The 23,074-nt window shown below is 57.2% G+C and carries 32 protein-coding genes; 29 read left to right on the forward strand and 3 right to left on the reverse strand.

Annotation, left to right across the window (positions count from 1 at the left end; genetic code table 11):
- Positions 1–88: 88 nt before the first annotated feature.
- From QV747_RS12065 to hisD, 16 genes are all read left to right on the forward strand, one after another.
- The gene (locus QV747_RS12065) at positions 89–907 is read left to right on the forward strand and encodes an ABC transporter ATP-binding protein (RefSeq protein ID WP_273431232.1); all 819 of its coding nucleotides are present in this window, start codon (positions 89–91) and stop codon (positions 905–907) included.
- Positions 904–1,695, forward strand: a complete 792-nt coding sequence (gene mlaE, locus QV747_RS12070) for a lipid asymmetry maintenance ABC transporter permease subunit MlaE (RefSeq protein ID WP_028450340.1) — start codon at positions 904–906, stop codon at positions 1,693–1,695. Before QV747_RS12065 ends, mlaE begins: the two co-directional genes overlap by 4 nt.
- On the forward strand, positions 1,696–2,169 hold the full coding sequence (gene mlaD / locus QV747_RS12075) for an outer membrane lipid asymmetry maintenance protein MlaD (protein WP_028450341.1): 474 nt from the start codon (positions 1,696–1,698) through the stop codon (positions 2,167–2,169).
- Positions 2,166–2,771: a phospholipid-binding protein MlaC gene (locus QV747_RS12080; protein WP_047391265.1), complete on the forward strand. Its 606-nt coding sequence runs from the start codon at positions 2,166–2,168 to the stop codon at positions 2,769–2,771. Before mlaD ends, QV747_RS12080 begins: the two co-directional genes overlap by 4 nt.
- Before the next feature lies 1 nt (position 2,772).
- Positions 2,773–3,042: a lipid asymmetry maintenance protein MlaB gene (locus QV747_RS12085; protein WP_273431230.1), complete on the forward strand. Its 270-nt coding sequence runs from the start codon at positions 2,773–2,775 to the stop codon at positions 3,040–3,042.
- 60 nt (positions 3,043–3,102) lie between these two features.
- Entirely contained in the window at positions 3,103–3,882 is a 780-nt protein-coding gene (locus QV747_RS12090; RefSeq protein ID WP_273431228.1) for a VacJ family lipoprotein, read from the forward strand.
- Entirely contained in the window at positions 3,879–4,772 is an 894-nt protein-coding gene (locus QV747_RS12095) for an ABC transporter ATP-binding protein (protein ID WP_273431226.1), read from the forward strand. The genes QV747_RS12090 and QV747_RS12095 overlap by 4 nt, the downstream gene beginning before the upstream one ends.
- 12 nt (positions 4,773–4,784) lie before the next feature.
- Positions 4,785–5,540, forward strand: a complete 756-nt coding sequence (locus QV747_RS12100; protein ID WP_273431224.1) for an ABC transporter permease — start codon at positions 4,785–4,787, stop codon at positions 5,538–5,540.
- A gap of 72 nt (positions 5,541–5,612) precedes the next feature.
- The gene (locus QV747_RS12105; protein WP_273431223.1) at positions 5,613–5,855 is read left to right on the forward strand and encodes a BolA family protein; all 243 of its coding nucleotides are present in this window, start codon (positions 5,613–5,615) and stop codon (positions 5,853–5,855) included.
- On the forward strand, positions 5,852–6,034 hold the full coding sequence (locus QV747_RS12110) for a hypothetical protein (protein WP_273431221.1): 183 nt from the start codon (positions 5,852–5,854) through the stop codon (positions 6,032–6,034). Before QV747_RS12105 ends, QV747_RS12110 begins: the two co-directional genes overlap by 4 nt.
- A 38-nt stretch (positions 6,035–6,072) precedes the next feature.
- Positions 6,073–7,323 carry a UDP-N-acetylglucosamine 1-carboxyvinyltransferase gene (gene murA, locus QV747_RS12115; protein ID WP_273431219.1) on the forward strand — a complete coding sequence of 417 codons (1,251 nt, stop codon included), beginning with the start codon at positions 6,073–6,075 and terminating at the stop codon, positions 7,321–7,323.
- 5 nt (positions 7,324–7,328) lie between these two features.
- Positions 7,329–7,733, forward strand: a complete 405-nt coding sequence (locus QV747_RS12120) for a DUF4870 domain-containing protein (protein WP_028450349.1) — start codon at positions 7,329–7,331, stop codon at positions 7,731–7,733.
- A gap of 50 nt (positions 7,734–7,783) precedes the next feature.
- Positions 7,784–8,431, forward strand: coding sequence for an ATP phosphoribosyltransferase (gene hisG / locus QV747_RS12125; protein WP_028450350.1), 648 nt, complete (start codon positions 7,784–7,786; stop codon positions 8,429–8,431).
- Between the two features lie 61 nt (positions 8,432–8,492).
- Positions 8,493–8,963, forward strand: coding sequence for a potassium channel family protein (locus tag QV747_RS12130; RefSeq protein WP_288791514.1), 471 nt, complete (start codon positions 8,493–8,495; stop codon positions 8,961–8,963).
- A 121-nt stretch (positions 8,964–9,084) separates the two neighbouring features.
- Positions 9,085–10,764, forward strand: coding sequence for an FAD-dependent oxidoreductase (locus QV747_RS12135; protein ID WP_273431214.1), 1,680 nt, complete (start codon positions 9,085–9,087; stop codon positions 10,762–10,764).
- A gap of 159 nt (positions 10,765–10,923) precedes the next feature.
- Positions 10,924–12,216, forward strand: coding sequence for a histidinol dehydrogenase (hisD, locus tag QV747_RS12140; protein ID WP_373317306.1), 1,293 nt, complete (start codon positions 10,924–10,926; stop codon positions 12,214–12,216).
- 56 nt (positions 12,217–12,272) lie between these two features.
- Here hisD and QV747_RS12145 read toward each other — a convergent pair whose 3' ends face one another.
- The 3 genes from QV747_RS12145 to QV747_RS12155 all read right to left on the reverse strand — a co-directional run bounded on the left by QV747_RS12145 (position 12,273) and on the right by QV747_RS12155 (position 14,741).
- Positions 12,273–13,295 (reverse strand): hypothetical protein, encoded by a 1,023-nt coding sequence (locus QV747_RS12145; protein WP_273431212.1) that lies wholly within the window; start codon positions 13,293–13,295, stop codon positions 12,273–12,275.
- A gap of 71 nt (positions 13,296–13,366) precedes the next feature.
- On the reverse strand, positions 13,367–14,539 hold the full coding sequence (locus tag QV747_RS12150) for a polysaccharide deacetylase family protein (RefSeq protein WP_273431210.1): 1,173 nt from the start codon (positions 14,537–14,539) through the stop codon (positions 13,367–13,369).
- A 55-nt stretch (positions 14,540–14,594) separates the two neighbouring features.
- On the reverse strand, positions 14,595–14,741 hold the full coding sequence (locus QV747_RS12155; protein WP_273431208.1) for a hypothetical protein: 147 nt from the start codon (positions 14,739–14,741) through the stop codon (positions 14,595–14,597).
- Positions 14,742–14,912: 171 nt separating this feature from the next.
- Between QV747_RS12155 and hisB the strand changes: the two genes are divergently transcribed.
- The 13 genes from hisB to QV747_RS12220 all read left to right on the forward strand — a co-directional run bounded on the left by hisB (position 14,913) and on the right by QV747_RS12220 (position 23,063).
- Complete coding sequence (gene hisB / locus QV747_RS12160) at positions 14,913–15,506, forward strand: imidazoleglycerol-phosphate dehydratase HisB (RefSeq protein ID WP_273431206.1); 594 nt, start codon at positions 14,913–14,915, stop codon at positions 15,504–15,506.
- 2 nt (positions 15,507–15,508) lie between these two features.
- Positions 15,509–16,168 carry an imidazole glycerol phosphate synthase subunit HisH gene (gene hisH, locus QV747_RS12165; RefSeq protein WP_273431204.1) on the forward strand — a complete coding sequence of 220 codons (660 nt, stop codon included), beginning with the start codon at positions 15,509–15,511 and terminating at the stop codon, positions 16,166–16,168.
- Between the two features lie 32 nt (positions 16,169–16,200).
- Positions 16,201–16,941: a 1-(5-phosphoribosyl)-5-[(5-phosphoribosylamino)methylideneamino]imidazole-4-carboxamide isomerase gene (gene hisA, locus QV747_RS12170; protein ID WP_028450357.1), complete on the forward strand. Its 741-nt coding sequence runs from the start codon at positions 16,201–16,203 to the stop codon at positions 16,939–16,941.
- A 3-nt stretch (positions 16,942–16,944) separates the two neighbouring features.
- A complete protein-coding gene (locus tag QV747_RS12175; protein ID WP_273431202.1) occupies positions 16,945–17,304 on the forward strand; it encodes a hypothetical protein in 360 nt (119 codons plus the stop codon).
- Positions 17,305–17,332: 28 nt separating this feature from the next.
- Positions 17,333–18,100, forward strand: a complete 768-nt coding sequence (hisF, locus tag QV747_RS12180) for an imidazole glycerol phosphate synthase subunit HisF (RefSeq protein WP_028450359.1) — start codon at positions 17,333–17,335, stop codon at positions 18,098–18,100.
- Between the two features lie 18 nt (positions 18,101–18,118).
- On the forward strand, positions 18,119–18,457 hold the full coding sequence (locus tag QV747_RS12185) for a hypothetical protein (RefSeq protein ID WP_028450360.1): 339 nt from the start codon (positions 18,119–18,121) through the stop codon (positions 18,455–18,457).
- Positions 18,454–18,846 (forward strand): phosphoribosyl-AMP cyclohydrolase, encoded by a 393-nt coding sequence (gene hisI / locus QV747_RS12190; protein ID WP_273431199.1) that lies wholly within the window; start codon positions 18,454–18,456, stop codon positions 18,844–18,846. Before QV747_RS12185 ends, hisI begins: the two co-directional genes overlap by 4 nt.
- 120 nt (positions 18,847–18,966) lie before the next feature.
- Entirely contained in the window at positions 18,967–19,293 is a 327-nt protein-coding gene (locus tag QV747_RS12195) for a phosphoribosyl-ATP diphosphatase (RefSeq protein WP_197053759.1), read from the forward strand.
- 8 nt (positions 19,294–19,301) lie between these two features.
- Positions 19,302–19,628: a histidine triad nucleotide-binding protein gene (locus QV747_RS12200; protein ID WP_047391230.1), complete on the forward strand. Its 327-nt coding sequence runs from the start codon at positions 19,302–19,304 to the stop codon at positions 19,626–19,628.
- A 58-nt stretch (positions 19,629–19,686) separates the two neighbouring features.
- Positions 19,687–19,887 carry a Sec-independent protein translocase subunit TatA gene (tatA, locus tag QV747_RS12205; protein ID WP_028450364.1) on the forward strand — a complete coding sequence of 67 codons (201 nt, stop codon included), beginning with the start codon at positions 19,687–19,689 and terminating at the stop codon, positions 19,885–19,887.
- Between the two features lie 2 nt (positions 19,888–19,889).
- Complete coding sequence (gene tatB, locus QV747_RS12210) at positions 19,890–20,489, forward strand: Sec-independent protein translocase protein TatB (RefSeq protein WP_273431196.1); 600 nt, start codon at positions 19,890–19,892, stop codon at positions 20,487–20,489.
- Between the two features lie 2 nt (positions 20,490–20,491).
- Entirely contained in the window at positions 20,492–21,238 is a 747-nt protein-coding gene (gene tatC, locus QV747_RS12215) for a twin-arginine translocase subunit TatC (protein WP_273431194.1), read from the forward strand.
- A 13-nt stretch (positions 21,239–21,251) separates the two neighbouring features.
- On the forward strand, positions 21,252–23,063 hold the full coding sequence (locus QV747_RS12220; RefSeq protein WP_273431192.1) for a PglL family O-oligosaccharyltransferase: 1,812 nt from the start codon (positions 21,252–21,254) through the stop codon (positions 23,061–23,063).
- The last annotated feature ends 11 nt before the right edge of the window (positions 23,064–23,074 follow it).

A 23,074-nucleotide genomic window follows, 5' to 3' on the forward strand; every position in this document is an offset into this window, starting at 1 on the left:
ATGTGAATTTTCCACTTTCGGCGCGATTTACCCCACTCTGGGTGCGATCAAGAACAATTAGCAACAAACTACCGCTTGGTATCCCTGAATGCCTTACCGTAAAATTGCAGCTATGCCACTGATTGAATTCGAAAACGTCAGCTTTGCTTATGACGACACACCGATCTTGCGCGATGTCTCGCTACAGATCGAAGCCGGCCAGCTGGTCGCCATCATGGGTGGCTCGGGCTCAGGTAAAACGACGCTGCTTAAATTGATCGGCGGGCAGCTGCGCGCCCAGCATGGTCGGGTGCTTGTGGATGGCATCGAGGTCGGTCGCCTGAATGAGGGCGAGCTGTATCAGCTCCGCCGCAAGCTGGGCATGCTGTTTCAATTCGGGGCGTTGTTTACTGATTTGTCGGTCTTCGACAATGTGGCTTTCCCGCTGCGCGAACGCACGCAGCTGCCCGAATCCATGATTCGTGATCTGGTGCTGATGAAGCTCCACGCGGTGGGGCTACGCGGCACCGCCGACTGGATGCCACAGGCCTTATCCGGCGGCATGGCGCGGCGGGTGGCGTTAGCGCGTGCCATCGCACTTGATCCGCAAGTCATGCTTTATGACGAGCCCTTCACGGGTCTTGACCCCATTTCGCTTGCTACCGTGGGGCAGCTCATTCGCGAGCTCAATGATGCTCTGGGTACGGCGTCGATCGTGGTCACCCACGATGTCGCCGAATCGTTGGCGATTGTCGATTATGTGTACTTTCTTGACCAGGGCCAGCTGGTAGCCCAAGGCACGCCGGCCGCCGTACGCGCCTCAACTCATCCATTTGTGCAGCAATTTATCAATGCGCAGCCCGATGGCCCCTTGCCCTTTCATAAGCCGGCGCCACCCTACGCCCAAGCTTTGGGGGTGCAGGCATGAAGCTACTATTCGACCTGGTTTCGCGCCTAGGGCAGCCAGTCACCAATACGCTGATCAAACTGGGCTTTGCCGCCCGTTTCCAGCTGGCGATTTTGCGCCACTCGGCCACCGCATTGCTACGCCCACAGCTCACCCTGCGTGAAATCTGGTTTGCCGGTGTGCTTTCGGTGTTGATTATTGTGGTGTCGGGCCTGTTTGTGGGCATGGTACTGGCGCTTCAGGGCTATGACACCTTGCAACGCTTTGGCGCTGCCAGCTCACTGGGGATTTTGGTGGCGCTGTCACTGGTGCGCGAGCTGGGCCCAGTGGTGGCGGGGCTGCTGTTTGCTAGCCGCGCCGGTAGCGCGATCACGGCCGAAATCGGCCTAATGAAAGCCACCGAACAGCTAGCAGCGATGGAAATGATGGCGGTCAACCCCATCGCCCGCGTGGTGGCGCCGAAATTCTGGGGGGGCGTGATCTCCATGCCTTTACTGGCGGCCATGTTTAGCGCCATGGGGATATTTGGCGGCTACCTGATTGGAGTGCAGCTGCTGGGTTTGGATGAAGGTAGCTTCTGGTCGCAAATGCAGGGTGCGGTAGATTTTCGCTTGGATGTCATGAATGGAGTCATCAAAAGCCTGTTTTTCGGCTTTGCTGTCTCACTGATCGCCGTCTTTGAAGGGTATGATGCGCCCCCGACTGCCGAAGGCATCTCGACGGCCACCACCCGCACCGTGGTCACTAGTGCGCTGGTGATTCTGGCTCTTGATTTTATTCTGACCGCCTTTATGTTTCGGGGAGTGTAAATGAAACGTGGCATGATCGATTTTTGGGTCGGGCTATTTGTCCTGGCCGGTATGGCGGCGCTGATGTTCTTGGCACTCAAGGTCAGCAGCCAAGGCAACTTACCCACCGGCAGCACCTACAGCCTAACCGCTGATTTTGAAAACATCGGCGGGCTGAAAGTACGTGCGCCAGTGAAAAGCGCCGGGGTTGTCGTTGGCCGGGTAAGCCAGATAAGCCTAGATCCACAGCGCTATGTCGCCAAAGTCACTTTGGATGTCGATAGCCGCTACCAATTTAGCCGCGATAGCTCAGCCGAAATTTTAACTTCGGGCCTTTTGGGCGAGCAGTACATCGGCATTACCTCCGGCGCCGAAGAGAAAACCCTCAAAGCCGGGGATACGTTCAAAATCACCTCTTCAGCGATTGTGCTGGAGCAGTTAATCAGTCGTTTCCTGTTTAGCCAGGCCGACAAAGAGAAGGAAAAACAGGAATGATCAAACTCGTTAAACAACTGCTGCTGGCCGCGAGCCTGAGTTTTGTAGCCCATAGCGCCATCGCCAGCGACAGCCCCGAGCAGATCGTGCGCTCATCCAGCAAAGACGTGCTGGAAATCATCAAAAAGAACGACAAAGATCCAGCAAAAACCCGTGACCTGGTTGATGCACGCCTCTCGCCGCTGGCCGACTATAAACGCATGACCGCACTGGCCACGGGCCAATACTGGAAAAGCGCGACTACGCCACAACAAGAAGCGCTCACCAACGAATTTCGTGCCATGCTGGTGCGCACTTACCTGAGCGCCCTTACTGTTTACAAAAACGCGCAAATCAATATCAAAGGCACCCGCGCCGGCAATGATGCCGATGAACAAACCGTGCGCACCGAAGTCAGCCTGCCAGGCCAGAAACCTATTCCTCTCGATTTCAACTTTGAAAAGAATGGCAATGAGTGGAAGGTGTACGACATCAACGTCGATGGCATCAGCTTTATCAATAACCACCGGAATCAATTTGGCGCAGTGATCCGCAAAGATGGTATCGACGGCCTGATCAAGCAATTAGCGGCCCGTAATAACGCTGCCAAGCAAGGCAAGTAAGATGCAGCTGTATCCAGTGCCCGCCACCCTCACCCACGCCAGTACACCCGCCTTGCTCAGCGCGCTGGATGGCTTACTGGCGGCAGGTGATCTGACACTGGATCTACAGGCCGTTACGACGCTGGATTCCAGCGCCGTGGCGCTCTTACTGGAATGGCGGCGCCGGGCGCAGGCACGGCAGCGGCAACTAAGCTATCAGGGCAGCCCGGCCGCCCTTGGTCAGCTGATTCGGGTTTATGGCGTGCAAGATCTCTTGCAAATCAAAGTTTAAGCGACCAACAATAACCGTATGACTCTCACACGGACAGCGCCTTACGGCGCTTTTTCCATTATGCGCCGACTGACTCTGCTGGCCGCCCTGCTGTGTACCGCCTGCGCGACGCCACAAAACAACTACGATCCGCTCGAATCCATCAATCGGCCGATTTACGACTTTAACAGCGGGCTGGATCAACATCTGGTACGCCCGGTGGCCAAGGCCTACAGCGAATATATACCGCCGCCATTACGCTCTGCGGTAGGTAATTTCTTTGGCAATCTGGATGACCTCTTCGGCATACCCGCCGCCCTGCTGCAAGCCAAAGGCACCGCTGCGGCCAAGAGTACCGGCCGGGTGGTATTAAATAGCACACTGGGTGTGGGCGGCCTGATCGATTGGGCCAGCGATTTGCCTATCGAAAAACAGAACGAAGATTTTGGCCAGATGCTTGGCTACTGGGGTGTGCCCAGCGGGCCCTATCTGATGGTGCCATTCTACGGCCCGCTCACGCTGCGTGATTCAAGTGATAATCTGCTGCGCCTCGCCTGGGGGCCAATCGACTACATCGACCCGCTGGCCGGCCAGATTGCCTATTACAGCACCTATGTGATTGATCTGCGCGCCAGCCTTTTGCCGCTAGATGCCACCCTGCAAGAGCAGTTCGATCCCTATAGTTTTGTGCGTGACACCTATTTGCAGCGGCGCTGGTTCAAGGTGCACGATGGCAATCCACCTTATCCGCTGCCGTTGGGAAGCGACGCCGAGCACGGCAGCAGCGTGGCGGCCGAAGCCGCAAGCGACACCCCCAGCAGTAGCCCCAGCGCCAGTGAACCCAGCAAGGATGCGCAGTGAAAGCCATAGAATTTAACCACGTCGGCAAAGATTTCGGCGCCTTTACCGCCCTCAAGGAAGTGAGCTTCAGCGTTGAGCAGGGCGATTTTTTTGCTTTGCTCGGCCCCAATGGCGCGGGAAAAACCACGCTGATTTCCATTTTAGGGGGCCTCACCCGCGCCAGCCGCGGACAAACTCGCGTCATGGGCCATGACGTCGCCAGCGACTATCGCGCCGCCCGCCGCGCGGTGGGCATCGTGCCGCAAGAGCTGGTGTTCGATCCTTTCTTTACTGTGCGCGAATCGCTGGTCTTTCAATCGGGCTATTTTGGCCTGCGCAATAACGACAACTGGATTGACGAAATTTTGCACAATCTGGGTTTAAGCGAAAAAGCCAATACCAATATGCGCGCACTCTCGGGGGGTATGAAGCGCCGCGTCATGGTGGCTCAGGCTTTGGTGCATAAACCCCCGGTGATTGTTCTGGATGAGCCCACCGCCGGGGTGGATGTCGAGCTTCGCCAAACCTTGTGGGAATTTATCCAGCGGCTCAATACGCAGGGCCACACCATCGTGCTGACCACCCATTATCTGGAAGAAGCCGAAACCCTGTGTAATCGCATCGCCATGCTCAAACGGGGCGAATTGATCGCGCTGGAAGATAAAAGCACCATGCTCGGGCGCGGCGCGGCGCGGACGGTAGAGCTCAAGCTCAAACCCGCTACGCTGCCCGAACGCTTGCAACCGCTGCTGCTCAAGCAGCAAGAGAGCCGCTTTACCCTGAAGCTGGCCGATTGCAATGGGCTGGAAGCGATCTTGCGCGAATTGCGCGCCCACGACATCACCATCAAAGATCTGGCCATTAGCCAGCCCGATCTGGAAGAAATCTTTGTGCAAATGATGCACGCCTAAGTCGGAGCAGGCATGACCGGGTTTTACACACTGTTTTACAAAGAAATCCTGCGCTTCTGGCGGGTGGCCTTTCAGACCGTTGCCGCGCCGGTGCTTACCGCGCTTTTGTATTTGCTGATTTTTGCCCATGTGCTCGAAGCCCATGTCGAGCCGTATCCGGGAGTGCGCTACACCGTCTTTCTGATTCCCGGCCTGATGATGATGAGCATGCTGCAAAATGCCTTTGCCAACTCCAGCTCTAGCCTGATTCAATCCAAAATAACCGGCAATATCGTGTATGTGTTACTGCCGCCGATTTCGCATTTTGAATTTTTCGCGGCCTACACCCTCGCCGGCGCAGCGCGTGGCATCGTAGTGGGCCTAGGGGTATTGCTCGCTACGCTATTTTTTGCGGTGCCGCCATTCGCATACCCAGCATGGGTATTGGTGTTTGCGATTTTGGGTTGCAGCCTGATGGCGATGCTGGGCCTCATCGCCGGAATCTGGGCGGAGAAGTTCGATCAACTGGCCGCCTTTCAGAATTTCCTGATCATGCCGCTGACCTTTTTATCGGGCGTGTTTTATTCGATTCATAGCTTGCCGCCATTCTGGCAAGCCGTTTCCCACCTCAATCCGGTGTTTTACATGATCGACGGATTTCGCTATGGCTTCTTTGGCGTAGCCGATGTGAGCCCATGGCAATCGCTGGCGGTTGTCGGATTTACTTTGGCAATCCTCACCGTAATCACGCTGACCTTGATAAAATCCGGCTACAAAATCCGCCGCTAAGGCTATCATGCGGGTCTGCCGCTGCTGCAAAGCGGCGGCAACCTCGCAAATTGCGCACCCAAACAGATACTTATGACACCAGAATACGTTCAGACGCTGATCCGCCAAGTCTTGCCCTGTGAGCATCTCGAAGTGGAGGGCGATGGCCATCACTTCTATGCCACCATCGTTTCCAGCCAGTTTGAGGGCCTTAAACTGCTGGCCCGCCATCGTCTGATCAATGATGGTCTGAAATCGTATCTGGATTCCGGTGAGCTGCACGCGCTGTCGATGCGTGCCACCCTCACCCCAGCCGAATGGACTGCCCGCCAGTGAGCGAGCGCGATCCCCGCTTTGATCTGGGCCAGATTGAGGCTCGGCACAAAGTCATCGAACAAGCCAAACTCGACGCCCGCCAGCGCGAGCAGAAAAATGGTGGCCCCTTAGCGGCGCTGGCCAATCTGCCGTGGCTGATCGCAGTGCTCGCAGTGAGCTACTGGCTGTACTTCAAATAAAATCAGTGGGGCGAGCGCCCCGCGCGGAACCAAATATCATGGATAAACTGAAAATCACCGGCAACGGCCCTATCAACGGCGAGATCACCATTTCTGGCGCCAAAAATGCCGCCTTGCCGATTCTGTGTGCCTCTTTGCTCACCGCCGACACCCTGCGCCTGACCAATGTCCCGCAGCTGGCCGATGTGAAAACCACGCAAAAACTGCTGCAAGGCATGGGCGTGCGGGTGATGACCGACAACGTGCACGAGTACGAAATCACCGCCAACAACATCACCAGCACCATCGCGCCGTATGAGCTGGTGAAAACCATGCGCGCCTCCATCTTGGTGCTGGGCCCCACACTGGCCCGCTTTGGCGAAGCGCAGGTTTCATTGCCGGGCGGTTGCGCGATTGGCGCGCGCCCGATTGATCAGCACATCAAGGGCCTGCAAGCGATGGGCGCCGAGATCGTGATCGAGCACGGCTATGTCAAAGCCACCGGTAAACTGAAAGGCTGCCGTTTCCGTTCGGACATGATCACCGTCACCGGCACCGAAAACTTGCTGATGGCGGCGGTATTGGCCGAAGGCACTACTATTCTGGAAAACGCCGCGCGCGAGCCAGAAGTGGTGGATCTGGCCGAGTGCCTGATCAAAATGGGCGCCAAAATCACCGGCCACGGCACCGACACCATCACGATTGTTGGCGTGGAAAAGCTACATGGCGCCGAACACGCCATCGTAGCTGACCGCATCGAAACCGGTACTTTCCTGGTGGCCGCTGCCGCCTCACAAGGCAAAGTGCTGCTGAAAAACACCCGTGCCGACATCCTTGGCGCCGTGCTGGATAAGCTCACCGGAGCGGGCGCTTACATCGAAACGGGTGATACCTGGATTTCGCTGGATATGAAACAGCGCCCGAAAGCCGTGGATATCCGCACCCTGGAATACCCGGCCTTCCCAACCGATATGCAGGCGCAATTTACACTCTTGAACGCCATTGCCGAAGGCACCGGTGTAATTACCGAAACCATCTTTGAAAACCGCTTTATGCACGTGCCTGAGCTGGCGCGGATGGGCGCCAAAATCAAAGTGGATGGCCACAGCGCAATTGTAACCGGGGTGGAAAAACTCTCGGGCGCCACGGTAATGGCGACCGACCTGCGCGCCTCGGCTTCGCTGGTCCTGGCCGGCATGATTGCCGAAGGCGAAACCATTGTGGATCGCGTCTATCACCTCGATCGCGGCTATGAGCACATCGAGCGCAAGCTCGCCGGTGTCGGCGTTAAAATCGAACGGATCAAATAAGCGGTATGCTCACCATTAATCCCAAGCCCGCCAGCGAAGACAGCGACGGCAAAGTTGAACCGCCCAAAGAGCATGAAAAGTTTTTTGCGGTGATCGCCCATCTGGCAGCGGTGTTTTGGCTACCGGTGCTGGCCATGCCGCTGATTTCGCTGGGCCTGCCCTTTATCATCTTGCAATTTGCCCGTGTGCACTCGGAATTTGTCGAGCAGCATGCGCGTGAATCGGTGAATTTCCAGATGCTGATGGCCTGCTTTTATGCACTGGCCTTTCTGGCTACCACTCTCTTACACGCCCCGATTTTTGTGTGGTGGGTTGGCGTGGGTGCGGCCTTGTTTAGCATGTGGCAGGCGGCGCGGGCGATTAATGGCTGGCCGGCCAAATACCCGGCCAAGATTGCACTTTTCAAATAAGGGTATTGCGCTAGGACGCAACACCTACAAGACCTAGGGACGGATACCCCATGATTACCATCGCCCTTTCCAAAGGCCGGATTTTCGAAGAAACCCTGCCTTTGCTGGCTGCCGCTGGCATTGAGCCAGCCGAAGCACCGGAAAGCACCCGCAAGCTGATTATTGGCACCAACCAGCCCGATGTGCAGCTGATTATCGTGCGCGCCTCGGATGTGCCGACCTATGTGCAATACGGCGCGGCTGATTTGGGTGTGGCGGGTAAAGATGTGCTGCTGGAGCATGGCGGTCAGGGCCTGTATCAGCCACTGGATCTGGAAATCGCCAAATGCCGGCTAATGGTCGCGGTGCAAAATGGCTTTGATTACGAAGGCGCGGTTAAGCAAGGCGCGCGCATGCGCATTGCCACCAAATACACCGAACAAGCCAAAGAGCACTTTGCCAGCAAAGGCATGCACGTTGACCTGATCAAGCTGTATGGCTCAATGGAATTGGCCCCGCTGGTGGGCTTGGCCGATGCGATTGTCGATCTGGTATCGACTGGTGGCACGTTAAAAGCCAATAATCTGGTGGCGGTAGAGCATATTCGCGAGATTTCCAGCCGCTTGGTGGTGAATCAGGCTTCGCTCAAACTCAAACACGCCCGTATTCAGCCTATGCTGGATGCCTTTGCCGCGACTGTTGCGGCCCGCCACGCCTAATTCAGCTATGCCACGGCGGCACTTCAAGCAGCAGCGTTTACCGCTGTATCTGTTGTTGTGCATGTTCGCCTGGCCGTGGCTACTTAAGCTCGGTTATGTTGAGAACACCAGCACAGCCCTGCACGGGTTTATCGCGCTGGTGTATCTCAATTACTTTTCCTATGTGCTGAGCATCGCCAAAGGCTTGCGCCTGCGGCATGGCATCGAGCCCGAGCAAGCCGTCTGGCTGTTTATCCTTAGCAATCTGTTGCTGATTTATACCTTTGCCACCGGCTGGCAGATGTTTGACGTTTACGGCACCAGCGCCGGTTGCAGCAATAATCCGGATTTTCTCGACTCGCTGTATTTCTCGGCCACCATCTTTGCCACCGTGGGTTTTGGTGATTTCCTGCCCTGCAACCGCGATGGCAAGCTGCTATTTATCGCTGAATCATTTATCGGCTCGACTCACTTCGGCATTTTCATCACGCTGATTTTCAGCCGCGTTGTCGCCCAACCCGCCGCCCCAGCCGAACCGCCGGCACGACACTAAGCCCCCCCATGCCTGCCGGCATCAGCTAACCGCATGACCTGCATCAAGCCCTGGTACTTTTCGGCTTTACATTATACTTTTTAACATAATATACTTTGTTTAAATTTAACGGAGCAAAGCCATGAATCAGGTCAAGAAGCTGGTCATTATTGGTGGGGTGGCAGGTGGTGCCTCGGCGGCGGCGCGGGCGCGGCGTCTGAATGATCACGCCGACATCGTCGTGTTCGAGCGTGGCCCCTATGTATCGTTTGCCAATTGCGGCCTGCCCTATCACTTGGGCGGCGAGATTACCGAGCGCGACGCCCTACTCTTGCACACACCCGAATCCCTCACCGCACGTTTTGGCCTAGATGTGCGCGTGAATAGCGAAGTGCTCAGCATTAATCGTGCGGCAAAAACCGTGCGCGTGCACAATCGACAAACCAGTGAAACCTATGACGAAAGCTATGACGCACTGATCCTTGCACCGGGCGCAGCCCCGATTCGCCCGCCATTGCCGGGGCTGGATAACCCGCGTGTGTTTACGCTGCGCACCGTACCCGATCTTGATCGGCTGATGCAGGCGATGACCAGTGAGGTGAAACATGTGACGGTGGTCGGTGCTGGTTTTATCGGGCTAGAAACCGTCGAAGCGCTGCGCCACCGTGGCCTGGCGGTCAGCCTGATCGAGCGGGCGCCGCAGGTGCTGACCCCGCTGGATGCCGAAATGGCCGCGCCCTTAGCCCAAACGCTGGCGCAACATGGGGTGGAACTATTACTGGACGAGAGCCTGGTAGCCGTACACGCGGGCGAACAACTCGGCCTGCAGCTGGCCTCAGGCCGTACACTGCACACCGATCTGGTAGTGCTCGCCATCGGGGTTAAGCCGGAAACTGGCCTTGCGCAAGCCGCAGGCCTTAGCATCGGCCGCAGCGGCGGGATTGTCGTGAATGCGCAGCAACAAACCAGCGACCCTGCGATTTATGCGGTGGGCGACGCGGTCGGGGTGCACCACACCATTCATCAGCAAGCCGTATTGCTACCGCTGGCGGGGCCCGCCAACCGGCAAGGACGCATCGCGGCGGATGCGATTTTTGGCCACAGCAATGCTTATCGCGGCAGCCAGGGCACCGCGATTTGCAAGGTGTTTAATCAGACCGCGGCCAGCACCGGCCTGAATGAACGAAGCCTCGCCACAGCCGGCATTGCCTATCGCAAGCTGTATCTGCATGGCAATGATCACGCCAGCTATTACCCCGGCGCGAGCATGATCAGCCTGAAAGTACTATTCGAGCCTGCCACCGGCCGACTGCTGGGGGCCCAAGCCGTGGGCGAAAAAGGCGTGGATAAACGCATTGATGTGCTGGCCGTGGCACTGCAAGCGGGGCTCACGATTGATGATCTGGCCGAAATGGAACTCAGCTACGCGCCACCTTATGGCGCCGCCAAAGATCCGGTGAATCTACTGGGGATGGCCGCACAAAATCTGCAACACGGCCTACTTCAGTTGATCGAGCCGGAAGCACTGGCTGCACATCTAGCCAGCGGCACAGCACCGCAGCTGATCGATGTGCGCGAGCCGGAAGAAATCGCCACCGGCCAGATCGCCGGCGCGCGCAACTTGCCACTCAGCCAGCTGCGCGAGCTGAGCCGCACGCTAGATCGGCAGCGGCCGGTAGTGGTGTATTGCATGGTGGGTTTGCGCGGCTATATCGCGCAGCGCCATCTGCAGCAGCAGGGTTTTCAGGTGCAGAGCCTGAACGGCGGCTACAAAACCTGGCAGGCGCTGCAACTTAGCCAGCAGTATCAGTCAAAAAACTAACTACAACATAGCCTGCAGGTAGATACCCGCCCGGGGATCTACCGGGGCGTGCGCCCACTTGCGCCAGATCAGCCTTGGCCGGCATTTTTGCCGGCTGGCGAACGCCACCACGGCTTCAAGGTATAATGGGGAAATTCCTCATTGTTTTGGGTCGTTGCCATGATTCGCCGTCTAGATTCCACGTCTGCCAATTTCCAAGCCGAACTCACCGCCCTGCTGGCGTTTGAAACCTCGCAAGACCCGCAAGTGGATCAGCGCGTGGCCGCGATTCTGGCCGATGTAAAAAGCCGTGGTGATGCCGCGGTGGTGGAATACACCAATCGCTTTGACGGCACCAGCGCCAGCAGCATGGCCGAGCTGGAACTCACGCAGGCCGAGCTCAAAGCCGCCTTCGAGCGCCTGCCCGCCGCCCAAGCCGAAGCCCTGCAAGCCGCCGCTGCCCGCGTGCGCAGCTACCACGAAAAGCAAAAAATGAGCTCATGGAGCTACGAGGACGAAGACGGCACGCTGCTCGGCCAGCAAGTTACGGCGCTGGATCGCGTGGGTATTTATGTACCTGGCGGCAAAGCGGCGTATCCATCTTCAGTATTAATGAACGCCATCCCCGCCCATGTGGCCGGCGTCGCCGAAATCATCATGGTCGTGCCCACCCCCAAAGGCGAGCGCAATGATCTGGTACTGGCGGCAGCCTATGTCGCCGGCGTATCGCGTGCGTTCACCGTAGGTGGCGCCCAAGCCGTTGGCGCCTTGGCCTACGGCACGCAAACCGTACCGCAAGTCGATAAAATCACCGGCCCGGGTAATGCCTATGTGGCAGCGGCCAAGCGCGCGGTGTTCGGGATTGTCGGCATCGATATGGTGGCCGGCCCATCCGAGATTTTGGTACTGGCCGATGGCACGACCAACCCGGATTGGGTGGCGATGGATCTATTCAGCCAAGCCGAGCACGATGAAATCGCCCAGTCGATCTTGCTGTGCCCTAGCGCCGAGTATGTGGCCCAAGTCGCGGCCAGCATTGAAAAACTGCTGCCAACCCAACCGCGACAAGACATCATCCGCGCCTCACTGGCCAACCGTGGCGCGCTGATTGTAGTGAAAGACCTCGCCGAAGCCTGTGAAATCTGCAATTACATCGCCCCCGAGCACATGGAATTATCCGTGGCCGAGCCAGAGGCGCTGCTGCCGCAAATCCGCCATGCGGGCGCGATCTTTATGGGTAAATTCACTTCCGAATCGCTGGGCGACTACTGCGCCGGGCCAAACCACGTCTTGCCAACTGCCCGCAGCGCGCGTTTCTCTAGCCCGCTGGGTGTGTATGACTTCCAGAAACGCTCCAGCCTGATCAAGGTCTCGGCGGTTGGGGCGCAAAAGCTGGGCGCAATCGCCAGCGTTTTGGCGCACGGCGAAGGCCTGACGGCGCACGCCAACGCGGCTGAACTGCGGATGAAATAATGGGGTATTGGGCTGAAGTCCTTATCAGGCAAGATTTACAAGCCCATACCCTGGCATTAATCTACTGCAAGTGCCTCCAGGCCAGATAAATCCAGCTGCGGTAAGGGCACGCTGTGGTCGTGCAGCTGGATATGCAAAAACCCGGCCTGGCGCTCATATTCTTCGCGCTGCAGTTTTAGCCCGAGCTGCTGAGCGTAGCGGGCGGCCTGTGTCAGCAGGCGCAGCTCCAAATGCAAAAAGCGATCTTCGCGTGCTAGCTGCAAGCCACGTTGCAAAATCGTGAGCGCCTGCGGCAAGGCGGCCTGCTCGGCCACCAGCTCGGCCCATTCGGCCAGCACATTCACTTCCAGCCAGTGATAAGGCGTGGTAGTGAGCGTACCCAACGCCTCCTCCAGCAAGAGCTCAGCCTGAGCGCTATCCTGCTCCCGCCGCGCCAATTGCGCCAACCGGTACTGGCATTCCGCCACATGATGCGGCAAGCCCGCGGCCGCGCTTTCGTGCCAGGTTTGCTGCAAGAGCGTCTGCGCGGCGGCGCGCTCATCCAGCTGCAGCAGATTCACCGCCCAATTGATTTTCGCCATGGTGATCAGATAGGCATCACCACTGTCCTGCAGCAATTGGCTCGCGGCCTGATGCATGCGCACGGCATGCCGGTGCTCACCTGCCGCATCGCAGACCCGCCCAATACCAATCAGCGCCAGCGCGCGAGTTTTTTGCAGCTCGGCCTGCCGCCCACACAGCAGCACCGCCTGCCGGAAATACTGCAGCGCCGCCGGATAATGCCCGAGCGAATAATGGCAACAACCCAGCTGCTCCAAAATCAAGGGCATCTGCTGATAGGCACGAAACTCCACCGCCAGCGCCTGCGCTTCCAGCAGCACCGCAATCGCCCCGGCAAAATCACCCAGCTGATCTTCAATCAGCGACAGCTGCCGCGCGGCCTCGATAAACACCGGCACATCAAAATGCAGGCGTGCCTCATCCAGTAGCGCAAGACAGGCGCTGCGCGCTTCTGCGGGCGCAGTAAAAATTTGAGTGGCGATGGCGGCCAATTCGGCCTGCCGGCGTTGCAGTGGCATGCGAAATCCTCGGGCGAATTTCGTTGTAGCACAGCGCGAATCTGCGCGTTGCGGGCTAGGTCAGCACGACCTTACTGCAACTGGCGGTCGTTATAAACGGTATTTTGCTTAATGCGCCCATCGGCGGCTAATTGCAACACATTCACCCCCTTCGCCACCGTTGTGCCCGCAGCATCCATCACGCGCCAGCCAAACAAGGCTTGCTCGCCCAGCTGCTGTACCGGCGTGGTGAGTTCAAGCTTTAAGCCCGTCATTTGGGAGCGCAACTGGGTAACCAAGCCGGCGTATGCCGGCACTCCACGCAATACCCCCTCGGCGCTCACATGCAGATAATCATCACTCAGGATCTTGCCCCAACCGGCCGCGCGGATAGCGGCATCCGGCTCATTGAATAAGACTAGAAACTGCTGCAAAGTGGCGTCTAAGCTAGGCTGGTTCGCCGCTTGCTGGGCGCTCGTGAGCTTAGCTGGCACTTTTAACAGCTGATCAACCGTCACAAATTGATAGCCCTTAGCCCGAATGGCGGGAATCAGAGTTTGCACCGCCGCCACAGTGGGGCGGCGGGTACGCCCGCCAGAGTCATGCAGCAGCACAATGGCTTCGGGGTGCAGATATTGGGCCACCACCTCGTGGATTTGGGCGCTGGCGAGGACCTCGTTGCTGATTTTCCAGGTGTGATACCAATCGGCACTATCCACCGACCACAAAATGGCGTGCAAGCCGCGCGCTTGCAGCGCCTTGATCTGGCCATCGTTCAAAAAACCATAGGGCGGGCGCATCAGCGCCGGTTGAAAACCCACTACCTGCTGAAATGCAGACTGGGTTTTCGCCAGCTGCAAATCCCACCAGAAGCCGCCTTCTTCCATTTTGCTCAGATTCGGGTGGCTAAAACTATGGTTCGCCACCGTGTGCCCTTCGGCGACAGCGCGGCGGACAATCTCGGGATGCGCCAGTACATTCTGGCCTTGCCAGAAAAAGGTCGCCTTCACGCCTTCTTTCTTCAGCGCATCCAGTAGCGCCGGCGTATCAAGGCTAGGGCCATCATCAAAGGTCAAAGCCACCACTTGCCGATCACCCGGCCCTTCCAGAAAAAACGTCTGCGGAAAACGCTGCGCCTGTTCTTCCAGCTGCGCGGCAGACACCTGCCCCTGATTTTCCACTACTGGCGTACGCAAGCGGGGCGGGGTTTGCGCCAGCACCAGTTCGGCCGCCAGCAGCCCAATCACCATCCAAATTTTATGCATGCTCAACCTTCCTTCATTGAAATTTCGAGGCTGCCGCAGCGGTGGCTGCGCATTTTCATCCTGCATCGACCCACCACATGGCAATGCCCAGACTGGGCCACAGGCGCTGATCGCCTTGGCGGAACTCCTGCAGCATTTGCCGCTCAGACCAAGAGCGCAGTAGCGTACTAATCATCGCATGCAATTGACTTAAAGCTGACAAACTTCGATCCAAGCCCCAGTAGTCAGCGAAAGTTAAGCGCAATAGGCAATCTGGCAGGCACTTTTCCCCACGCAATTAGGGATTTGCCGGTCAAAATGCTTCCCGCCACGTCCAAACTGTTGGAAAATACCGAATTGACCGCCATCGGCTGAGCTGTTAACGAGAATTTTGATGCGCCAAGTAACTGTCACCCGCAATACGCTGGAAACCCAGATCACCATCACCCTAAACCTGGACGGCACCGGGGTGGGCAAATTTGATACGGGCGTACCCTTTTTCGAACACATGCTAGATCAGGTGGCTCGCCACGGCCTGTTTGATCTGGACATCAAAGCGGTGGGTGATCTACACATCGATGCACACCACACCGTTGAAGACGTCGGGATTGCACTGGGGCAGGCGTTCGCCAAAGCACTTGGCGACAAAAAAGGCATCCGCCGCTACGGCCACAGCTATGTCCCGCTGGATGAAGCACTGAGCCGAGTGGTGGTTGACCTCTCTGGTCGCCCAGGCCTGGAATACCACTGCAAGTACACCCGCGACACCATTGGCCAGTTTGATACGCAATTATTTGGTGAGTTTTTCCGTGGCTTTGTAAATCATGCCGCCGCAACCCTGCACATCGATAATCTGAAAGGCGATAACGCACATCATCAGGCCGAAACCATCTTCAAAGCGCTAGGCCGCGCGCTACGGATGGCAGTGGAATGGGATGAGCGGATGGCCGGGATTACCCCATCCACCAAAGGCACTTTGGTGGGCTAATGATGAGTGCAAGTAAACCTCTGATCGCCATTGTCGACTACGGCATGGGCAATTTGCATTCGGTCACCAAAGCCTTTGAGCTGGTCGCCGAGCAACAGGCGCACATCGTGCTGACTGCCGACCCGGCGGTCGTCGCTAGTGCCGATAAAGTCGTGTTTCCCGGTCAGGGTGCCATGCCCGACTGCCTGCGCGAACTAAACGCCAGCGGCCTAAAGCAAGCAGTGCTCGATGCAGCCGCCAGCCGGCCATTTTTGGGCATTTGCGTCGGCGCGCAGCTCTTGTTTGAGCACAGCGAAGAAGGCGATATGGATTGCCTCGCTCTATTCAAAGGCCGCGTAGTGAAATTCAAACCTGAAAACATGCATGACGCCCAAGGCCAAAAACTTAAAGTGCCGCACATGGGCTGGAATGAAATGTTCATTCGCCGCGAACATCCGCTGTGGCACGGCATTAACGATGGCGAACGGTTTTATTTTGTACACAGTTATCACTTTGCGCCGACGACGGATGCCGAAACTGTGATTGAATCAGCTTACCCAGATCGCTTTGCAGTCTGCGTGGCGCGCGACAATATTTTTGCGATTCAGTGTCACCCGGAAAAGAGCCACTCGGCTGGGCTGCAATTGCTGAAAAATTTCGTAAACTGGAAGTTGTCATTTTAACTTAACCCCCTTCACTACCTGCTTTTGAAATCATGCTGATTATTCCTGCAATTGATCTGAAAGATGGCCAATGTGTCCGTTTGCGCCAAGGCGAGATGGATGATGCCACCGTGTTCTCCGATGATCCGGCGAGCTTTGTCTCGCATTGGCTGGATCAGGGTGCGCGCCGCATGCATCTGGTTGATCTGAATGGCGCGTTCGCCGGCAAGCCGAAAAATCTGGATGCCGTAAAACGCATTCTGCAGGCAGTGGATGGCGAAGTACCCGTCCAGCTGGGTGGCGGTATTCGTTCGCTCGAAACCATCGAGATGTATCTGGATGCCGGTATCGACTATGTGATCATCGGCACCGCGGCCATTAAGCAACCTGGCTTTTTGCACGAAGCGTGCGATGCCTTCCCTGGCCACATCATCGTGGGGCTGGACGCCAAAGACGGCAAGGTAGCGACCGATGGCTGGGCCAAAGTCACCGACCACGACGTCATCGACCTCGCGAAACGCTTTGAAGGCTATGGTGTAGAAAGCGTGATTTACACCGATATCGGCCGTGATGGCATGCTCTCGGGCGTGAACATCGAAGCCACAGTAAAACTGGCACAAGCGCTGACGATTCCAGTGATTGCCTCAGGTGGCCTCACTAATCTGGATGATGTACGCAAGCTGTGTGAAGTGGCCGCCGAAGGGATCGAAGGCGTGATCACCGGCCGCGCCATCTACGAAGGCACCATCGACTTTGCCAAGGCGCAGGAATTGGCGGACGAGCTGCGTGGCTAAACCATGAGCGACAAGGCGGCCGACGACAACAAACCGGAATGGCTGGATTGGGCCACCGAAGAGCGGCAGATCGGCCAGCTCTTACGCGACACCAATCCAGATTGGTTTGATGAAGTCTGCCGCATTTTATTTGAATACGACCCCATGCTAATCCGCCTAGTGGGCGAGCCGGAAGGCTACGCCCCCGAAGCCGGTAGCATTATTCGTAGCCTGCCCCAATGCATGAATGTCGAAGATGTTCAGCAGCTAATCTTCAATGTGTTTACCCAGTGGTTCACGCCGGAATTCGCCGGTGGCCGCAGCCAATACGCCGAAACGGCACAAGCGCTCTGGACCAGCTGGAAAACGCAGCAGCAAGAATGACCGTGGCCCTCGCCACGCGGAACCTGATATGCCACTAGCTAAACGTATTATTCCCTGTCTGGATGTGACCGCGGGTCGTGTCGTAAAAGGGGTGAATTTCCTTGAGTTACGCGATGCCGGCGACCCGGTCGAGATTGCCCGGCGCTACAACGAGCAAGGTGCGGATGAACTCACTTTTCTGGACATCACTGCCTCGAGCGACGATCGCGATCTGATTTTGCATGTGATCGAAGCCGTGGCTTCGCAGGTGTTTATTCCGCTCACTGTTGGCGGTGGCGTGCGCAAAGCCGATGACGTGCGCCGCTTACTGAATGCCGGCGCAGATAAAGTCAGCATTAACACCACCGCAGTCTCTAACCCCGAAGTGGTTGAGCAGGCCGCGAGCCGCTTTGGCAGTCAGGCCATTGTAGTGGCCATTGATGCCAAAGCCACCGATGCCACCAATAGCCGCTGGGAAGTGTTCACCCATGGTGGTCGCCGTCCAACCGGGCTGGATGCAGTAGAGTGGGCGCTGAAAATGCAGCAACTGGGCGCAGGCGAAATTCTGCTCACCAGCATGGATCGCGACGGCACCAAAATTGGCTTTAATCTGCCTTTAACGCAAGCCGTGTCTGATGCAGTGGATATCCCGGTCATCGCTTCAGGTGGGGTGGGTAATTTACAGCACCTGGTGGATGGGGTGAAAATCGGCCACGCCGATGCCGTGCTGGCGGCCAGTATTTTCCACTTTGGTGAATACACGGTGCGCCAAGCTAAAGAAGCCATGCAGGCCGCTGGCATTGAAATGCGCCTTTAATCGCAGAGGAACACCCAGATGTTGACTCGCCTTGCACTATTTTGCGCTGCTGCGTGCTTGAGCAGCAATCTACTGGCTTGTGATTTAAGCCTGCAAACCCCGGCCAATATTTCGGTCAGTGTCGACAATATGCGCCACGGACTGAAAAACGAGCTCACCCTGTTTTTAACAGTGAAAGCCGCCGCTGGCCATGATTTCAAACGCCCACCGATTGTGGTGGATGCCAATGGCCGCGTGAGCGAACCCATTCGCATGGAAGGCGCGTTGGGCGCAATCCAAGCCAATGAAACTCGGCAATGGGTGGTGTACTACACCCCGGTGGCGGATTTCACCGCCGACAAGGTGGTAGTGCAATGAGCTGGCTCGACGAAATTAAATACGATGCAGCCGGGCTAGTACCGGTAATCGCGCAAGATCAGGTCAGTGGCCGCGTGCTGATGTTTGCCTTTGCCAATCGCGAAGCCGTCGCACTCACGGCCGAGAAAGGCACGGCGCACTACTGGACGCGTTCGCGCCAGAAACTCTGGCACAAGGGCGAAGAATCAGGGCATTTTCAGCATGTTTCAGCCATTCAGCTCGATTGTGATGGCGATGTGCTGATTTACCAAATCGAGCAAGAGGGCGGCATTGCCTGCCATACCGGGCGCGAGAGCTGCTTTTTTCGCACCCTGGTGGATGGCGAATGGGCCGTGGTCGATCCGGTGCTCAAAGACCCCCATGCCATTTACGGCCACAGCCACCCTTAAGCGCACGGTACCCCCGCAGCAGCGAGCGGGGTACAATAGCTAAAAGTTCACATCTGTTTGACATCGATTTGTCATCCTGACGCAATATAATCAACCCTGTTTTGTTTGGAGCAGCATATGATTTCTGCTGAAATTCTGGAACGTCTATCGCAAACGCTGGCCGAGCGCCGGCATGCTGATCCGTCGTCCTCGTATGTGGCCAAACTCTACAACAAGGGACAAGAAGCCATTCTGAAAAAGGTGGGCGAAGAAGCCGTAGAAACCATTATGGCGGCCAAGGATGGCGATAAGCTGCACCTCGTGCGTGAAGTGGCTGATCTGTGGTTTCATACCATGGTGCTGCTGGCACATGAAGGCTTAAGCCATGAAGATGTGCTGGCTGAGCTCGCCCGCCGGGAAGGCATTTCCGGTATTGAAGAAAAAGCTTCGCGTGCCCGTGTTGACTGAGTAAAACCATGACCGACTGTATTTTCTGCAAAATCGTGCGCGGCGACATCCCCGCCAACAAAGTATACGAAGACGATGAGGTCTTGGCGTTTAAAGATATCCGCCCGGCCGCACCGGTGCATATTTTGTTGATTCCCAAGCGCCACATCGAATCCATGCTGAGCACCAGCCGGGAAGATGAAGCGCTGCTTGGCAAAATGCTGGCGCTGACGCCAGTGATTGCGCGCGAGCACGGCCTGGGTGCCGGGTACAAAACAGCGATCAACACCGGGTTGGCTGGTGGGCAGGAGGTTTTCCACCTGCACCTGCACATTCTGGGTACCCCACAACCGTAATCATCTGCAGGCCATATCTTAAAAGGCTTGCATTGATATACCCCTAGAGAGATTTATCATGGGTTCATTTAGCATCTGGCATTGGCTGGTCGTTCTGGCGATCGTGATCCTGGTTTTTGGCACCAAAAAGCTTGGCAATGTGGGCAAAGACCTCGGCTCGGCCATCAAGGGCTTTAAAGACGGCATGAAAGGCGAAGAAGAGCCGGCCAAACCAGAAGCGCAACGCGTGATCGACGTTAGCGAAAACGATAAGAAATAATCGTGTTTGATGTTAGTTTTGGTGAATTGCTGGTCATCGGGGCCGTTACGCTGGTCGTAGTTGGCCCCGAAAAACTGCCGAAAGTCGCCCGCACAGCCGGGATGCTGTTTGGCCGCCTGCAGCGGTTTGTAACCAACGTCAAATCCGACCTGCAGCGTGAAATGCAGGCCAGCGAACTAGCGCAAATCCAGCGCGAAATCGAAGCTGAACAGCAGCAAATCAGCGCGATTATGCAGCCGGCCCAGAGCGAAGTAGCCCAAACGCTAGAACACGCCAGCTCGGCCTTGCAAGATCAGCCAGCGCAAGCACCCGCTCAGCCCGCTGCCGCCGAGACACCCGTAGCCCCGGTCGCATCCGCGGAGAGCGCCACGCCTGCTAAAGCTGCACCGGCAGCGGCTCAAGCGAATACATCAGCCAGCCAGTCCGCCACTGCCGTGGCAACGGCCACAGCGGCCAGTGCAGAGCCTACGAGCATGGCGGAACCTCTCACACCGGCAGGCAAGACGAGCATCCGGGAAGCAGAAGCCAGCACCCCGGACAACCAGCTTGACCTATTTGCCGACCTGAACGAGCCCACCCCCACTGGCGCGGATCGCCGTTAACCATGAATGACCTGAACGACAATCTGCAACCTCTGATTGGCCATTTGATCGAGCTGCGCAACCGCTTGGTGCGCAGTATTCTGGTCTTTATTGTGGGCTTTGTGATCGCATTTGCTTTCTCGGCCAAGCTCTATGATCTGCTGGTCGGCCCGCTGACCGCAGTGCTCAATGGGCAAAAGCTGATTACCACCGGGATTGCCACACCGTTTCTGGTGCAGATCAAGATTGCGGCGCTTGTGGCTTTCGTCGCCACACTGCCGCATACCTTGTATCAGATCTGGGCCTTTATCGCGCCGGGCCTGTATGTGCATGAAAAGAAACTGATTCTGCCGCTAGTGATTGCCTCCACGCTGCTGTTTCTCGCCGGCATGGCCTTTGCCTATTTCCTGGTCTTTGGCGTGGTCTTCAAATTTATTGCCTCGGTGATCCCCGATAGCATGCAGTGGCTGCCGGATTCGGGCGAATACCTCGATTTCGCACTGGGCATGTTTCTGGCCTTTGGCGTGACTTTTGAAGTGCCGATCGCGGTGATTGTCTTGGTGCGGATGGGTTTTGTCACCGTCGCCAAGTTGCGCGAAGTACGCCCTTATGTCATTGTCGGCGCCTTTGTGATCGCGGCGGTAGTTACGCCACCCGATGTCTTGTCGCAATGCTTGCTCGCCATTCCGCTCTGGTTGCTGTACGAAGCCGGGGTGCTGGTTGCCACTTGGCTGTATCAACCAGTGAAGGACGAACAAGCAGCAGCCTAACGGATTCTGCTGTATGACCTTCCAACTACGTCTTTATCAAAGCCTGCTCTTCCTGCTGGCGGCGGTGCCTTGCGGCATCCCCTATCGCTGGGATCCGAATCCGGTCTTCCCTTCCGAGCTGGCGGCCTTCTTTTTCTGCATTCTGATTACGCTCGCGGGCGTGCTGGTGCCGTCCGAGCGCGACACCCGCTGCACCCCGCCGTGGAGCAGCCTGATGTGGCTGGGCTTCTGTGGCGTGATTGGCTTGCAAGCGGTGTTCTTGCCGCATGGCTACGCCACCGAGCGAGTTTACCCGTTGGTATACGCCCTAGGCGCGGCGGGGGCAGGCTGGTCGTTGGCGCGGGCGATTGCGGTATTTGGCGTAACCCCATTGCTGAATATGTTTGCCTGGGGCTTATTGGCCGGGGCGATTTTCAACTCTGGCATTGCCGTACCGCAGATTGTGCAGCTGATTCAGGAAGGCCCGCGACTGATCTTCGGCAATATCGGCCAGAAAAATATGTATGGCCATTATCTGGCCTGGGGCTTGGCCAGCGCCGCCTATCTGGTAACGCAAAAGGACGAACTGCCCAAGCCGGTCTTCTGGCTGGTCAGCCTGTGGCTGGCGCTCTCGCTGGCTTTTTGTGGCTCGCGCTCGCCGCTGCTGTACGCCGGGGCATGGCTGGCGCTGGGCTTGCTGGTATGGTGGCGCGGTCAGGATAGCCTGCGCCAATTTGGCCGGGCACTGAGTATTGCGGCGGGTTTGATTATCCTGATGCAATTTGCCGCGCCAATGGTCAATGAGCTGCTGCAAGCGCTGCTTAAAGCCAAGAATGAAGTCCCCACCGGTCTGGATCGCCTCGATTCGAATGGTTCGCGCCGCCTGGTGGAATGGCAAAAAGCCTGGCTGGTATTCCAGCAATATCCAGTGCTGGGTACGGGCTGGGGCAGCTATGCGGTGCACAGCAATGCGCTGCAAGTGCGCCCTGAGTTTGCGATTGTGTCGGAAAGCGTGCTGTTTACCCACGCGCACAATTCAGTGCTGAACCTCATGGCTGAAACCGGCCTGCTGGGCACCGGGGTGATTGTGTTGGGCCTAGCCGGCGTGCTGTGGAGTGCGGTGCGCCGCTGGGCCGAGCCGGGTGTGATGTTTGCCTTGGCGCTGTTGTCGGTATCACTGCTGCATAGCCTGGTGGAATATCCGCTGTGGTATTTCCACTTCCTCGGCCCATTTGCCTTGATGCTGGTATTTGCCCAAAGCAGCGCCCCGCGCTGGCCGATCCCTGCCATGGCCGCTCGTTTCGGCTGGGCGCTGTGGGGTGGCGCCGGGCTTGCGCTGTGTTTCTTGGGTGGCAAGATTTATCTGGAGATCTACCCGATTATGGATCCGGCCGGCGATGAAAAACTCAACGCTAGCCGCATCGAGCGCCTGGAGGGCATGCGCCAGAACCCGCTGATTGATTATTACGCCGAGCACGCGCTGTCAAATTACATCGTGGCCAGCCGTAGTGAAATCGATTGGAAACTGGCGATCCTGCGCAAACAAAACGCTATTCGCCCCTACCCCGGCCAGATGACCGATCAGGCGGTGATGGAAGCCTTGCTCGGCAATCAGGCGGTGGCTCACGATCTGATGCGCCGCGCGGCCTTTGCCTACCCAGAGAGCTTTGATTACTACTATCAAACTCTGGATGGCTTTAAAGAGCCGAATGTCCGGGCGCTGTTGGTGGATGTTGATGAAGCGCGGGATTTCTTTAATGCCAAGCTCGACTTCAAGATCAAGCGCGAGTTGCCAAGCGAAGCACACGCGGCAAGCAGCGCCAGCACCGCGGCCAAAGCTGATTAAGACCTGCGGGC

This window comes from uncultured Chitinibacter sp. (assembly GCF_945957625.1).
Lineage (GTDB): Bacteria > Pseudomonadota > Gammaproteobacteria > Burkholderiales > Chitinibacteraceae > Chitinibacter > Chitinibacter tainanensis.

Coding starts and splice junctions, on each gene's coding strand:
- QV747_RS12065 (WP_273431232.1), top strand. CDS start 89: ATGCCTTACCGTAAAATTGCAGCTATGCCACTGATTGAATTCGAAAAC.
- mlaE (WP_028450340.1), top strand. CDS start 904: ATGAAGCTACTATTCGACCTGGTTTCGCGCCTAGGGCAGCCAGTCACC.
- mlaD (WP_028450341.1), top strand. CDS start 1,696: ATGAAACGTGGCATGATCGATTTTTGGGTCGGGCTATTTGTCCTGGCC.
- QV747_RS12080 (WP_047391265.1), top strand. CDS start 2,166: ATGATCAAACTCGTTAAACAACTGCTGCTGGCCGCGAGCCTGAGTTTT.
- QV747_RS12085 (WP_273431230.1), top strand. CDS start 2,773: ATGCAGCTGTATCCAGTGCCCGCCACCCTCACCCACGCCAGTACACCC.
- QV747_RS12090 (WP_273431228.1), top strand. CDS start 3,103: ATGCGCCGACTGACTCTGCTGGCCGCCCTGCTGTGTACCGCCTGCGCG.
- QV747_RS12100 (WP_273431224.1), top strand. CDS start 4,785: ATGACCGGGTTTTACACACTGTTTTACAAAGAAATCCTGCGCTTCTGG.
- QV747_RS12105 (WP_273431223.1), top strand. CDS start 5,613: ATGACACCAGAATACGTTCAGACGCTGATCCGCCAAGTCTTGCCCTGT.
- murA (WP_273431219.1), top strand. CDS start 6,073: ATGGATAAACTGAAAATCACCGGCAACGGCCCTATCAACGGCGAGATC.
- QV747_RS12120 (WP_028450349.1), top strand. CDS start 7,329: ATGCTCACCATTAATCCCAAGCCCGCCAGCGAAGACAGCGACGGCAAA.
- hisG (WP_028450350.1), top strand. CDS start 7,784: ATGATTACCATCGCCCTTTCCAAAGGCCGGATTTTCGAAGAAACCCTG.
- QV747_RS12130 (WP_288791514.1), top strand. CDS start 8,493: ATGTTCGCCTGGCCGTGGCTACTTAAGCTCGGTTATGTTGAGAACACC.
- QV747_RS12135 (WP_273431214.1), top strand. CDS start 9,085: ATGAATCAGGTCAAGAAGCTGGTCATTATTGGTGGGGTGGCAGGTGGT.
- hisD (WP_373317306.1), top strand. CDS start 10,924: ATGATTCGCCGTCTAGATTCCACGTCTGCCAATTTCCAAGCCGAACTC.
- QV747_RS12145 (WP_273431212.1), bottom strand. CDS start 13,295: ATGCCACTGCAACGCCGGCAGGCCGAATTGGCCGCCATCGCCACTCAA.
- QV747_RS12150 (WP_273431210.1), bottom strand. CDS start 14,539: ATGCATAAAATTTGGATGGTGATTGGGCTGCTGGCGGCCGAACTGGTG.
- hisB (WP_273431206.1), top strand. CDS start 14,913: ATGCGCCAAGTAACTGTCACCCGCAATACGCTGGAAACCCAGATCACC.
- hisH (WP_273431204.1), top strand. CDS start 15,509: ATGAGTGCAAGTAAACCTCTGATCGCCATTGTCGACTACGGCATGGGC.
- hisA (WP_028450357.1), top strand. CDS start 16,201: ATGCTGATTATTCCTGCAATTGATCTGAAAGATGGCCAATGTGTCCGT.
- QV747_RS12175 (WP_273431202.1), top strand. CDS start 16,945: ATGAGCGACAAGGCGGCCGACGACAACAAACCGGAATGGCTGGATTGG.
- hisF (WP_028450359.1), top strand. CDS start 17,333: ATGCCACTAGCTAAACGTATTATTCCCTGTCTGGATGTGACCGCGGGT.
- QV747_RS12185 (WP_028450360.1), top strand. CDS start 18,119: ATGTTGACTCGCCTTGCACTATTTTGCGCTGCTGCGTGCTTGAGCAGC.
- hisI (WP_273431199.1), top strand. CDS start 18,454: ATGAGCTGGCTCGACGAAATTAAATACGATGCAGCCGGGCTAGTACCG.
- QV747_RS12200 (WP_047391230.1), top strand. CDS start 19,302: ATGACCGACTGTATTTTCTGCAAAATCGTGCGCGGCGACATCCCCGCC.
- tatA (WP_028450364.1), top strand. CDS start 19,687: ATGGGTTCATTTAGCATCTGGCATTGGCTGGTCGTTCTGGCGATCGTG.
- tatC (WP_273431194.1), top strand. CDS start 20,492: ATGAATGACCTGAACGACAATCTGCAACCTCTGATTGGCCATTTGATC.
- QV747_RS12220 (WP_273431192.1), top strand. CDS start 21,252: ATGACCTTCCAACTACGTCTTTATCAAAGCCTGCTCTTCCTGCTGGCG.